Raw genomic sequence first — 13472 nt, forward strand, 5'->3', positions numbered from 1 at the left:
AGTCAGTAAACCAACTGGTTTAGGCTCTTCCCCTTTCGCTCACCACTACTCAGGGAATCTCTTTTGATTTCTCTTCCTCCAGCTACTAAGATGTTTCAGTTCGCTGGGTTGGCTCTTTCCTGTCTATATATTCAACAGGTAGTATTTAGGGTTGCCCCATTCGGACACCTCCGGCTCAATGTTTGCTTCCAACTCCCCGGAGTATTTCGTCGGTAACCACGTCCTTCTTCGCCTCTGTGTGCCTAGGTATCCACCATTAGCCCTTATTAGCTTGACCACAATTCCATTGGTTTTATCCTGCATTCACAGTTTGTCTGTGTCTGCCTGCTAATCTAATCGCGTTTTTATGCAGTTTTCAAGGTTCTGGCTAGGTACTACCCAGCAGTCTAACTCCCGTTAGTTGCTGAATTTTTCCTCTCTAAATAAACTATCCAACTTAGTAAGTTAAAAACCGGAACAAGTAATACTTTGAAAGCTTTTGCCAATCTCGACCGACCTAGAGTAGACCATCTGTTCCTCTATTCGCTTTACGCTTTCGATTCTCAGTTGGGTAGGTCTCCCTAAAAGGAGGTGATCCAGCCACACCTTCCGGTACGGCTACCTTGTTACGACTTCACCCCAGTCACCAGCACTGCCTTAGGCATCCTCCTCTCCTAAAAGTTGGAGTAATGACTTCGGGCGTTGCCAGCTTCCATGGTGTGACGGGCGGTGTGTACAAGGCCCGGGAACGAATTCACTGCAGTATGCTGACCTGCAATTACTAGCGATTCCTCCTTCACGCAGGCGAGTTGCAGCCTGCGATCTGAACTGAGCTACGGTTTACGGGATTTGCTTGCTATCGCTAGCTTGCTGCCCTCTGTCCGTAGCATTGTAGTACGTGTGTAGCCCAAGACGTAAGGGGCATGCTGACTTGACGTCATCCCCACCTTCCTCCGGTTTGTCACCGGCAGTCTCTCTAGAGTGCCCAACTTAATGCTGGCAACTAAAAACGAGGGTTGCGCTCGTTGCGGGACTTAACCCAACATCTCACGACACGAGCTGACGACAGCCATGCACCACCTGTGTTCGCGCTCCCTAAGGCACTCTTCCCTTTCAAGAAGATTCGCGACATGTCAAGTCTTGGTAAGGTTCTTCGCGTTGCATCGAATTAAACCACATACTCCACCGCTTGTGCGGGCCCCCGTCAATTCCTTTGAGTTTCACACTTGCGTGCGTACTCCCCAGGCGGGATACTTAACGCGTTGGCTCCGGCACGGCTCGGGTCGATACAAGCCACGCCTAGTATCCATCGTTTACGGCTAGGACTACTGGGGTATCTAATCCCATTCGCTCCCCTAGCTTTCGTCCCTCAGTGTCAGTTACGGCCTAGCAGAGCGCTTTCGCCACCGGTGTTCTTCCTGATCTCTACGCATTTCACCGCTACACCAGGAATTCCCTCTGCCCCGAACGTACTCTAGCTCTGTAGTTTCCACTGCCTTTACAAGGTTGAGCCTTGCTCTTTAACAGCAGACTTACAGTGCCACCTGCGGACGCTTTACGCCCAATCATTCCGGATAACGCTTGCATCCTCCGTATTACCGCGGCTGCTGGCACGGAGTTAGCCGATGCTTATTCCTCAGGTACCTTCATTTTTTTATTCCCTGAGAAAAGAGGTTTACAACCCAAGAGCCTTCCTCCCTCACGCGGTATTGCTCCGTCAGGCTTTCGCCCATTGCGGAAAATTCCCCACTGCTGCCTCCCGTAGGAGTCTGGGCCGTGTCTCAGTCCCAGTGTGGCTGATCATCCTCTCAGACCAGCTACTGATCGTCGCCTTGGTGCGCTCTTACCACACCAACTAGCTAATCAGACGCGAGCTCATCTTCAGGCAATAAATCTTTCACCTTTCGGCACATCCGGTATTAGCCACCGTTTCCAGTGGTTGTCCCCGACCTGAAGCTAGATTCTCACGCGTTACTCACCCGTCCGCCACTATCTCCGAAGAGACCGTTCGACTTGCATGTGTTAAGCATACCGCCAGCGTTCATCCTGAGCCAGGATCAAACTCTCCGTTTCGTTGTGTTTCGAGTTTGTTATCTGAAAAATTTCTTCTCCAGATTCCTTGCTATAATTTTTTAAGTTTTTGGGAAATCCCAAAACCAATTTTTTTGACGAGGATTGGTTATTTCTAAGCTTTCAAAGTATTCTTTTTTCTCGGTTCGGTTGTTTCGGCGTTCTCTCGCCTCCACACTTAAACTAGAATAGCGAGTATTTTTAGGTTCGTCAAGGGGTAAATTCAAGATTTTTTCTAAATTGTCGGACTTGCTAAAGTATATAAAGGCTACAAAGCTTAATAGATAAAGCTTGTAGCGCTTAATATTTTCTGCATTTTTTATTTTATCGATGAATTAGCTGGTCTTGCAGTCTGGCTACCATTTCGGCACGGGCTGAAACTCCAAGTTTGCGGAACATTCGTTTGAGGGCTTGTTTTACGGAGTTTTGGGTAATCCAAAGCTTTTCGGCGATTTCTGCGTTGGTTAGTCCTTGTGCTACTAGTTCGGCAATTTGTAATTCGCGGGGTGTTAAAGGGCTGGGTGAAGAGGATTTAAATATATTTGGGTTGGTTTTTAGGGTGGCGAGTTTGGCTGATAAATGAATGCACAGGGCGCTGAGGTCGGCTAAGTCGTTGGCGGTAAAAGCTGGTTTTCCTTTGTCGCGGGCGAAGTTGAGTGTGCCGATGAGACGGCCATCGCAAATTATTGGCCCGGTCATGACGTGTCCGTGGTCGTGGCGTGGACAGAAGTCTTTCCAGTCTTCTGGGGTGAGGATCAATTGTTCATGGGCGGGGGCGTGGCGCTCGACTACATAGCGACCTACGGGGTTACTTTCTAGGCAGACGGCGGGGATGCTTTGAGTTTCGGTATCAGCTTTTGATTCACTATCTATTAAATAGATGCCCCAATGTTGCACACCAAAATATTCGCCAATTTTATCCATGAGCGTTGGTTGTAATTCTTGCTCATTACGGATGTTGGCGATCGCATGAAATACATCATGTAGAGAAATAGGCATAAGTGTACCCAGTTGGGGTCTATGCGGGACTCAACAATTACTTCTATGCTAATACCAGCAAAACTAAAAAGCGACTATAACTAATCGCGCTAGGAGAAGCACATGACAGTTACACAACTCTCTGCTCAGGAACTTTTCCGGGCTGCTTATGACAACCGTTACACTTGGGATAAGGATTTTCCTGGGTATTCAGCAGATATTACTTTTAAGGATGACGATAAAGTTATTACTGGTCAAGTTATCGTTAATGCCGAACTCAAGGCGGAAGTTTTGGGTGTAGATGACGAGTCGGCTAAGAAGGCTATTCACGGTCAAGCTTGGGAAATTGCAATTCATCGTGTCCGCCGTACTTTTGAGGAAACCCACGGTGCAAATACTTTCCGTTATGGCGCGACTGACGAGAATGGTGCTGTGGAAATTTTGATGGGCGGTAAGGCTGAAGGCGATCGCTATAAAGTTCAAAATAATGTTGTTACTCTCGTTCACCGTCATATTCATGGTGTGGTTGTGACGATTAATACCTTTGGTGTTCATGACACTGGTGCAGGTTATTTATCTCACACTTATGACTCTGTTTATCATGAACCCAAAACTGGGGAACAAAGAGGCGGAGTCAGCAATTTTGTAGATGAATATGAAAAGGTGGGGAATTATTTCATTCTTAACCGTCGTGAGATTCGCACGGCAACAGCAGGTAAAATTGCTGTTCAAGAGTTTGCTTTCTCTAACATTCAGTTGTTGACACCTGGTGCTTAAGCTGAGTGTTTGAGATATTGACCACTGACTACTGACCACTAACAAAACTCCATCCCCTGGTGGGTGGAGTTTTTAATTTAATTGTATTTAATTATGCACTTTGAGAAGCGTTGCGCGCTATTATCTCTGAATTAGCTTTGATTCGGCTCAAAGCGCTGCGGCGAATGCGATCGCTTTTACGGACACCACCAGCCATTTCATATTCTCTACTATTGTTACCATATCTATGAGCGACTCCAATTAGCATTTTTTCACAGAGGTCGCCTAAAGTTTTTTCTAGCTCTTTAATCTCGGTTTTGGATGAATTAATTACGGCTAGTGCAGTATTATAAGCATCAATTTTACCACGCAATTGCTCTATGATTTGAGTCATGTTTTGTAAGTTGCGATCTTCCCCAAAGTCCATCTTAGGATCAACTGCTTTGAGTCCAGAGCATCTTAATTCGGCTTTTTCTAGAATTGGGGATGTACCTTTTTTACGAGACATCAGATGCGCTCCTATTTGCTGGTTACTAATCTAGCTTGACTTACCAAAACTAAGTTTAGGCTCAGTAAAATTTACAAAAATTCGTAATTTATTTGACAAGTTTATTGATTTGGATTCGTGTTAATACGTAAAAGTTCTGCGTTGGTCACGAAATCAATTGCGTTGGTCACGAAATCAATTGCGTTGGTCACGAAATCAATTGTGTTGGTCACGAAATCAATTGCGTTGGTCACGAAACTAATTGCGTTGGTCACGAAACTAATTGCGTTGGTCACGAAATCAATTGTGTTGGTCACGAAATTAAATTGATTGGCGATGATTGTTTGTGATGGATGAAGGGAGGCGCACTTAAAGATAGTGAATTGGCAGTAGTTAGGGATGATAACCTAGACACAACAGGACTTTTCACCCAGTCCCCAGTCCCCAGCTATAATGCTACTTTACGCTGTGTGTAAGTTTCTCTCAGACCTAACCCCCAACCCATTCCCTACAAGGGAAGGGGAGTAATAATGAAAGCTTTTCTCCTTGCGGGGGAGAGGTACCCTGCGGATTCTAATACGGTTCGGATAAGCAGGGGAAGCAGGGGAGGAAAGGAGGTTATTTTCATAATTTTTCTCTTCCCCTGCTTCTCTTCTCCCCTTACTTCCCCTGCTTGCTTTAACCAAGAAATCTCTTAACCGAACCGTATTGCTGCGGGTAGGCTTACGCCATCGTCAGAGAAGCAAGCTATGGAGAGGGGTTTTAAGAATAAGTCGCACATCGCGTTACTTTAGATGTTACTATCACTACTTTGAATTTTTTTGAGTTTGGCTAAGGCATCTTCTACAAAATATTGATAGGGAATCTCTTTAGCAAGTTCAATAGCACGATTGAGTGCATCTATCGCTTCTGTTTGTCGTTCCAGTTTTAAGAGAATTGTCGATGTGAAGTAAATTAAATTGCGACTCTGGCTATATTTAGTACCAATTTGTCTATAGAGTTCTAAAGCCGCCTGACAATATTCTAAACCCACGGTTAAATCATCTTGCAAGATGCCAATGGCTTGTAAAGTATTAGCTTCCCCCAAGCGATCGCCGATGTCGCGGTAGAATGCCAATGCCTCCTCGTACCTTTCTAACGCTTCAGTGCTACGTTTGAGGAACTGCAAGACATCGCCAATGGCTCTTAATGTATTAGCTTCCCCCAAGCGATCGCCGATGTCGCGGTAGAATGCCAATGCCTCCTCGTACCTTTCTAACGCTTCAGTGCTACGTTTGAGGAACTGCAAGACATCGCCAATGGCTCTTAATGTATTAGCTTCCCCCAAGCGATCGCCGATGTCGCGGTAGAATGCCAATGCCTCCTCGTACCTTTCTAACGCTTCGGTGCGTCGGTCAAGGAACTGCAAGACATCGCCAATGGCTCTTAATGTATTAGCTTCCCCCAAGCGATCGCCGATGTCGCGGTAGAATGCCAATGCCTCCTCGTACCTTTCTAACGCTTCGGTGCTACGTTTGAGGAACTGCAAGACATCGCCAATGGCTTGTAAAGTATTAGCTTCCCCCAAGCGAGCGCCGATGTCGCGGTAGAATGCCAATGCCTCCTCGTACCTTTCTAACGCTTCGGTGCGTCGGTCAAGGAACTGCAAGACATCGCCAATGGCTCTTAAAGTATTAGCTTCCCCCAAGCGATCGCCGATGTCGCGGTAGAATGCCAATGCCTCCTCGTACCTTTCTAACGCTTCGGTGCTACGTTTGAGGAACTGCAAGACATCGCCAATGGCTTGTAAAGTATTAGCTTCCCCCAAGCGAGCGCCGATATCGCGGTAGAATGCCAATGCCTCCTCGTACCTTTCTAACGCTTCGGTGCGTCGGTCAAGGAACTGCAAGACATCGCCAATGGCTCTTAAAGTATTAGCTTCCCCCAAGCGATCGCCGATGTCGCGGTAGAATGCCAATGCCTCCTCGTACCTTTCTAACGCTTCGGTGCGTCGGTCAAGGAACTGCAAGACATCGCCAATGGCTTGTAAAGTATTAGCTTCCCCCAAGCGAGCCTCCACAGGAGGAGCTTCGCTAACGCCGATGTTGCGGTAGAATGCCAATGCCTCCTCGTACCTTTCTAACGCTTCTTTTGCTTTATAAACTCGAAATTTTGCTTTACCTGCCCAATAATAAACCTCTGCTTTGGCTAGAGTTTCTACGCGTTCTGCGGCAATTTGTTCTAATAATGCCGCAATCAGCGATTCTAGTTCAGCAACACGAAAGCTATTGTCCCAGTTTTGTGCTAAATTCCAAAACTCACTGCCTTTCCACTCCCGATCAACTACAATCAAGTGATACAGCCATTCAATTTGAGTTTCTGGCTGTTGATTGTTCCTACCAAAATACTCTGCTGCCCGTTGCGACAAGGTAATAAATTCATCTTGATGTTCTTGCCACAGATGTTTTAACATCAGATTCCGTGTTAAATCGTGAACATCATGTCCTCTATCAGCAAACTCCTCTACAAAAGATAAGGCTTGCAATTTTGTATAAAGTTGAGATGATTGTGCTTGCAATTCTGGGCGCAGCGCTGCCAAAATTTCTGCGTTAAACCAATGTGGCACAACCGCCGCCCATGCAGCCGCAGCTAATTCAGGTGATAGAGTTGCCAATAAACTCTCTGTGACAATCCAAGAGCGTTCTTCGTCAGTTTGTGCTTTTGCTAGCTTCTGGAACAACTCACTATTCATAGCTGTTCGCTCTTGAGGGCTTGTAAGGTTTTATCTATGTTCTGGGGATGCCCTTTAAATATTCTCATTGCCATCTTCACTTCATCTTGATTAAAAGGCAATTTCTTGTCTTGGCTGTATTTGTACCACGCCTCTCGATCTAAAATGGCTTCCAAACAACAACACTCATGTAAATCCATCCACTCAATTGTTGGTTGAGGAATCTGCTGCCCAGCAATGACTACAATTAGCTTTGGTGTATCAACAACATCTGCTAAAAATTCACCCCCTAACCAGTTTGCTAGTTCCGAGGGAGCTTTTTCGTAAGTATCAAACAAAAACACCAGCTTTTGAGGAATTTTCCGCAAATCACGGAAAAATGCCTCGCGTAATTCAGTCAAACGAAAATTCCGCGTATTCTCATCTACATTAGATAACACCACACTGAACTGGTTATTGTTGCCAGTTATCTTCGTGTCCGAAACTTCTATCCCTGAACTAAGATAGCTACCAACAGCAGCATTTAAGCAAGGAAAACGCTGTTCTCCTAAACGCTGACGTACACGAGAAAAAAAGTAAGAAATTCCTAACTGTGCTGATTTAAGATCCATGTCTACACATAATGTTTTTTGTGTAGACAACGTATGTTTAAACCTTGCCAGTAAAGAAGTTTTACCTAAACCAGATTCAGCTTTAATCAATAAAACTCGGTTAGGAATGCTTCCCTCCACCATCTGATGGAAAAATAAAAGTTCCTGTGTGCGATTAGCAATAATCATGGATTTGGAGAATTATTTTGCTGTGGAGAGGAAGAATTATCATCATCTGTTACCGAAAACTCGTTGTCTTTACCAATTACTTCAGTATTTTCTACTAAAACATCTTTTTGAGTAACCTTGGCTTTATTTCCCTGTCCTTTGATACTCGTCCCTCTCACAACAGTTCTGGCATTCGTGCCAGACTGAGAGCTACTTGATTGTGGAGAATTGCCACCCCGCAAATTACCCCACACAAGTTGCACAACATTCACTACAAAAGCTCCTAACAACGCCGCACCAATTTTCTCTACTAGTCCCCTAGAATTTGAGGCTTGAGCCGTATCTCCAAATAACCATGCCCAAATTGCACCTAAAACAGCAAGTTCAATCACCACAGCCACCATTAACCATCGGCTACCTCGAAAGGTTCCCAGTGGCGGTAATTGATTAATAAAATATCCAGAAGCCGCACCGATAAATGCAGCTACTAAAACTTGTAAAAATTCATTTAGCATAGATAAATTAACTACATTAATAAATTAAGATTCTGCTGAATTATACTGAATTTACTATATATACTTGAACAAAAGCAATAAAAGCAATTTGCAATTCGCTGTCTTCCTGCGGGCTACTCCTGCGGAGAACTCGCAGAGTAAGCTAACGCCAACGCAATTTGCAACTAATAAACAGATACTTGATATCTGACGCACCCTACTAATATACGAGGTGTGTAAGTCTTGTATTTAAAGTACTAAATCTGACATGATTTATATCTTTAAAGGTAATCATTAATACCTTGATTAAAATTGTGTAATTTGGGGCTACCAAATTACACAATTTTATCTGGATATATACCGCTTCAGGTGGAATAAATTTCTTATTATCTAGAGTTTATTATTCTTTAGCACTCAATTGTAGGACTTAAGTAAGATGTATTTTAAATAGTTCAAAGCAATTACACATCAAAATAAAAGAGTATTTCGATAAATCAATGAGTGTAGAGGTGCAGAAACTTACGCCTTTATCAAAATACTTGTTATGTCCCTTTTCAATCTGGCATAAAGTATCAAAACAGTAGTCCATTACAAAAAAGACTGGCTGCAAAAACACAAGTTATCACCCGAAAGCCAGAAGCTAGAATATCTTCGTGATTTAGAAGCTTGCTGCAAAATCATTTATCATCGATGCAAATTTAACTCATTAGATTTAAGTAGACGTTATTCCGGAATAATTGATTTTTTTCTGTCAAAGGAATTATGGGTCATAGTGACATCAATTACCATGAATGAAATTGTCTTGCTGATGACGGGCGTATTAGCAAAAAATCAACCTTCTACGCCTATTGTACCCAAAAAGCCTGCAATTCAGCTTGACAGAGGCGTGAAAAACTCAATACAGGGTGAATCGTATCAGTTAATATCATCTGCAAAAATCACGCCGCCTGAATTCACGCAGCTTAATGAAAATGACTCAATTATTAAAGCTAATTACCAACCAGAAAATTACAAATCTTTCATCAGAAAAACACAAAAAGTTATAGAAAAAGACTCATATAGTGTGGACGAATTTAATAATTTTCAAGCCGTCAGAGTCAAATTTTCTCAGGAACCACGCCTTATAAGCCAAAGGTTTCGGTCTCAAATACTGATTGCTAGAAGGTCTACTACTCGGCGCAATTTACCTACACTACGTTTTGGGAATTCTGGTCTTGCTGTCCGGGCTTTACAACGGCTATTAGTGGCTAAAGGTTATGCTATTCGAGTAGATGGAAATTTTGGTGCGCTGACTGAAACTGCTGTTAAAGCTTTCCAAATTCAGCGCAATTTGTCAGTAGATGGGGTAGTTGGCTTCAATACTTGGTATTCTTTGACAAGATAGTCAATAGTCAGAAGTAGGCACTAATGACTATTGACTAATCACAAATTACCGATATTTATGCTGTTCTAATAGTTGTTGCGCTCTGGGCTTGTAAATTAAGTAGAACAGGGACTCAAGGTAGCGTAATAAATCTTCGCGTTTTTCTTTCGAGGTAAAATTCCAGAAGCCGTAAATCCGAGCTAAGGTTAACAGCTTAGTTGTGTGTATTTTCCAGGTGTATGTACTATATACTCTGTCAATGGCTTTCTCGGAAATTATGTTCCAATAGTTAGGATTTTGTTCGCATTTGGTGACGAAATCAAGAATTTTTGTGGCTGTTTCTTCTAGATGAGTAGGGTTAATGTAGAAGCCATTAATCTTATCCTGAATAATCTCCAATGGCCCCCCAAATTGGGTAGCAAATGTTGGCAATCCGGAAATCATTGACTCCAGGATTGTCAACCCAAAGGCTTCAAATAATGCTGGCTGTACAAAAATGCCTTGGCGATCGCAAATGACGCGATAAATTTCACCGGAGTCATTTTTGGATAAGCGCACACCTAACCAGCGAATTTTGCCATGCAGGTTGTATTCGTCAATAATCCGGTAAAGTTTGACGATTTCGTCTTTTTCTTCGTTATCTTCTGATTCTTCGATACGCAGCTTACCTGCAACTAAAATTAAGTTGCAACGTTCTTGCAATTCTTGACTTTGACCAAAGCATTCTGCCAAACCTGTGAGGTTTTTAATTCGGTCAAGTCGCGCCATTGAGAAAATAGGACGCTTATTTGGGTCGTCGAGTTTGCCGAAGATTTGGCTAGAATCTTCTAGGGTAAACAGCATTTCCTCTAGGCGATCGCGATCGCTTTCTATTCTGTTTTGAGTTTGTGTGTAGGGAAAGTAGGAATTTTCATTCACACCAGGCGGTACAACGTTAAATTTGGGGCTAAATAATTCAATGCCGTTGACCACATGATACAGTTCCGGCATGGTAAAGCATTTGTAAGACTCATACTGCCCTATACTGTCTGGTGTGCCAACAATTTCTTGATAGGTGCTGCTGATGACGAAGTTAGCAGCATTCATAGCTATTAAATCAGCCGTGAATTGTAAAGAGAAATGATATTTTTCTTCCAAATCTTGCCAGTAGAGGTTACTAAACAAGTATTTGGATTTTTCTAAAGCATGAGCGATGTTGCATTGGGTAACTTTCATCCGTCGCGTCAACAGAAAAGCAACTAAGTTCCCGTCAGTATAATTACCCACGATTAAGTCTGGTCTACCTTGGAATTCTGCCAACAATTCTCTTTCTGAGTCAATGGCAAAGGTTTCTAGATAAGGCCAAAACTCGAATCGAGAAATCCAGTTCTGCGTCATCTTGGGGTTAAACTCCCGCAGAGGTACACGCAAAATCCAGGCGTTCTCTGTACCGTAGACTTTTTCTAACCTTTGGTTACAAAGCGTTCCGTCACTATTAGGAATCAGACGGGTGAGGATAATTACCTTGGGCTGGACGTTCAATACCTCTAAACCTGCAAGTATGGCATCTTCTTGCAGTTGCTTTTCTAAATTCTTAGCTTGGTCAAGGACGTACACTACTTGACCACCAGTATCTGGACGACCTAAAACCCCCTCTTGTCCGAACCAACCGTGGGCTGAAACTAAGACGATTCTGAAAATCATCGGGATGCGAGAGATAAAAGCTTCCAGGGTTTGGGGGTCGGGAGAGTCAATCAATTCATCCAAAATGTTTAAGGTATCCCGCACACGAGAAGCTGTATTACCCCACCCCGGCTCAAAACCCATAGTTTGTAGTTGCAGCCGGAATTGTTCGTAGGGTTCATCATTGGGGCGATCGCTCACAAAGTTAAGCGCGTTTTTAACTTGCTGTGATAATTGTTGCTGTGATTGAATTTGATGGTTTATTAGTAGTTGAATACCATTGTAATTATGTAGGCGCAAGAAATTAAACAGACTTTCCAGCCATTGTTGCGAGTCTTGAAAAAGTTTACTGGAGAGATAACGGTTGAGATATTGTACACCCTTGCCAATATTCTTGGGATCGCGGATGGTTGGGGTGTAATCGTAGAAGGGGCCGAAATCTAGTTCTAATATATCGCCTTCATAAGGATGGAATTTATTAACTAGGCGATCGCGCAGATCCAACAATTCCTGCACAGTCATCGGCTCCACATCTAAATCTGCGGTGAGTCGATATACCTCTTGAGCAGCAATCTTAGGACGAATAATGAAGCAAAAATTGGAATCTTCTTGAATTATTTCTTGAGTGTAGTAAATAAGTTTACTTAGATTAGAAAACTTATAAGAAGTTTCCGGTTTCTGGCACTTAGAGCAGTATTCAGCATACACATTCAGTATATCGTTGCGTAGCAGGTAATTTTTATCTTGCTGACGCAACTCACTAATAAATCCACGCAAATCATGTTTTTCTTCACTATCTAAAATCGCTTGCATCAATTCTGACATATTCACCCCTTAAATGAAGGAAGATTGAACCTATTTGCTTTCTAGGGTAACGTAGGCTAACAACCTAGAATCTCAACACCTACAAATGCAAAAAAACACAGATAAATTCATCTATCTGTGTTTTTATCTTTGTATCAAACCTTGTTCTTATTTACTTAGAATATCGACAACTAGGTATTATTGGCTCTAACTAAAGATAGACAATTTTTTATACTGTGGTTATAGTTTAGATGCTTAATATTTTTCGTAGAGATAATATATGTGAAACTGGCGGGATATAAGCTTATCCTGCATCAAAAATTCTAACCTTTAGCCCCCACACCCTCTGTTAGTAAGTATTCTAAAAAAGTACTCACAATAGGAGACAACCATTTTTTCTTTGGGTAAGCTATTTGCCATTGTTGAAGAATAGGAAATCCCTTTACATTTAAGATTGATAGCTGATTTCGTTGTAATTCAGGATATAAAGTATGTATTGATAAAACTGCTAGACCTAAACCTTCAAGTACTGCTTGTTTAGTTGCATTATTACTACTTACCTCTAATTTAACTGGCATTCTGATTCCCCGTTCAGCAAACAACATTTCTACAGCCATACGAGTTTCCGAGCCTCGTTCTCGCATAATTAATTGTTCTTTAGCTAAACGTTCCAAAGAAATAGATGATTGATTGACAAAAGGATGGTTTGATGGAGCAACTACCACTAAAGGATTATCCAGAAATGGCTTGATTTCAATATCTTCTTTCTTTGGTGGATATCCCAGAATATAAAAGTCATCTGCGTTGTCTTGTATTCTTGTCAAAATTGCTTCATGATTGGTAAACTCAAGGGCAATTCTAATATCGGGATAAAGCTTGCAAAATGGTTGCAATAAATTAGTGATAACATACTTGCTTGTAGTTACAGCCGAGACTTTTAAATAACCTTGATTGATATCTTTTAAATCAACTAATTTTGTGTCAAAATTTTCTAAATACTGAAATATTTCCTTATAAATAATTAGTAATTCTTCACCCGTTGGTGTCAGTTGAATGCAGTTATCTACATACTTAAATAGCGGCAGACCAATTGTTTCCGTTAATTGTTTAATATGACGTGATACAGAAGGCTGGGTAGTGAATAATTCTTCAGCTGCACGAGTAAAACTTTTATGCCGCGCGGTCGCCTCAAAAATTCTCAAATGCTCTAAGCTTAAAGAATTTAAAAGGCTATCTCTGTGGATTAAATCTAGATAACTGTTCATATAAATAATTCGACAAACAAGCTACTATCAAGCAAAAGTAACTTGTACTTGGCTAGTATTACAGATAATAAATAAAAATTATGAGGATTTTGTGAGGATTGGAGATCAGGAATTAGGGAGCCGGGAATTTATCAAATTTTGCTGAC

At 42.3% G+C, this 13472-nt stretch carries 9 protein-coding genes and 2 rRNA genes (1 of these 11 cut by a window edge); 2 read left to right on the plus strand and 9 right to left on the minus strand.

Annotated elements, in window-relative coordinates:
• The 3 genes from ACN222_RS24855 to ACN222_RS24865 form a co-directional block, all read right to left on the minus strand.
• A 23S ribosomal RNA gene (locus tag ACN222_RS24855) occupies positions 1 to 277 on the minus strand; it reaches 2551 nt to the left of the window's first position.
• A gap of 286 nt (positions 278 to 563) precedes the next feature.
• A 16S ribosomal RNA gene (locus tag ACN222_RS24860) occupies positions 564 to 2052 on the minus strand.
• The 16S and 23S rRNA genes sit together here, the layout of an rRNA operon.
• 321 nt (positions 2053 to 2373) lie before the next feature.
• The gene (locus ACN222_RS24865) at positions 2374 to 3048 is read right to left on the minus strand and encodes a LuxR C-terminal-related transcriptional regulator (RefSeq protein ID WP_010999104.1); all 675 of its coding nucleotides are present in this window, start codon (positions 3046 to 3048) and stop codon (positions 2374 to 2376) included.
• 102 nt (positions 3049 to 3150) lie between these two features.
• On the opposite strand from ACN222_RS24865, the gene ACN222_RS24870 reads away from it, so the two are divergent.
• The gene (locus ACN222_RS24870) at positions 3151 to 3804 is read left to right on the plus strand and encodes a DUF3386 domain-containing protein (protein ID WP_010999105.1); all 654 of its coding nucleotides are present in this window, start codon (positions 3151 to 3153) and stop codon (positions 3802 to 3804) included.
• Between the two features lie 91 nt (positions 3805 to 3895).
• Here ACN222_RS24870 and ACN222_RS24875 read toward each other — a convergent pair whose 3' ends face one another.
• The 4 genes from ACN222_RS24875 to ACN222_RS24890 all read right to left on the minus strand — a co-directional run bounded on the left by ACN222_RS24875 (position 3896) and on the right by ACN222_RS24890 (position 8253).
• On the minus strand, positions 3896 to 4291 hold the full coding sequence (locus tag ACN222_RS24875; RefSeq protein WP_010999106.1) for a hypothetical protein: 396 nt from the start codon (positions 4289 to 4291) through the stop codon (positions 3896 to 3898).
• Positions 4292 to 5060: 769 nt separating this feature from the next.
• Positions 5061 to 7001, minus strand: a complete 1941-nt coding sequence (locus ACN222_RS24880; protein WP_419756878.1) for a tetratricopeptide repeat protein — start codon at positions 6999 to 7001, stop codon at positions 5061 to 5063.
• Positions 6998 to 7759: an ATP-binding protein gene (locus ACN222_RS24885; RefSeq protein ID WP_010999108.1), complete on the minus strand. Its 762-nt coding sequence runs from the start codon at positions 7757 to 7759 to the stop codon at positions 6998 to 7000. Before ACN222_RS24885 ends, ACN222_RS24880 begins: the two co-directional genes overlap by 4 nt.
• Positions 7756 to 8253, minus strand: coding sequence for a hypothetical protein (locus ACN222_RS24890; protein WP_010999109.1), 498 nt, complete (start codon positions 8251 to 8253; stop codon positions 7756 to 7758). Before ACN222_RS24890 ends, ACN222_RS24885 begins: the two co-directional genes overlap by 4 nt.
• Positions 8254 to 9019: 766 nt before the next feature.
• Between ACN222_RS24890 and ACN222_RS24895 the strand changes: the two genes are divergently transcribed.
• Positions 9020 to 9616 carry a peptidoglycan-binding domain-containing protein gene (locus ACN222_RS24895; RefSeq protein WP_044522432.1) on the plus strand — a complete coding sequence of 199 codons (597 nt, stop codon included), beginning with the start codon at positions 9020 to 9022 and terminating at the stop codon, positions 9614 to 9616.
• A gap of 45 nt (positions 9617 to 9661) precedes the next feature.
• Here ACN222_RS24895 and ACN222_RS24900 read toward each other — a convergent pair whose 3' ends face one another.
• Together ACN222_RS24900 and ACN222_RS24905 are read right to left on the minus strand one after the other, a co-directional pair.
• Positions 9662 to 12082, minus strand: coding sequence for a sucrose synthase (locus tag ACN222_RS24900; RefSeq protein WP_010999111.1), 2421 nt, complete (start codon positions 12080 to 12082; stop codon positions 9662 to 9664).
• 302 nt (positions 12083 to 12384) lie between these two features.
• The gene (locus ACN222_RS24905) at positions 12385 to 13326 is read right to left on the minus strand and encodes a LysR family transcriptional regulator (RefSeq protein WP_010999112.1); all 942 of its coding nucleotides are present in this window, start codon (positions 13324 to 13326) and stop codon (positions 12385 to 12387) included.
• Positions 13327 to 13472 lie beyond the last annotated feature (146 nt).

This window comes from Anabaena sp. FACHB-595 (genome assembly GCF_048568275.1).
Taxonomy (GTDB): domain Bacteria; phylum Cyanobacteriota; class Cyanobacteriia; order Cyanobacteriales; family Nostocaceae; genus Trichormus.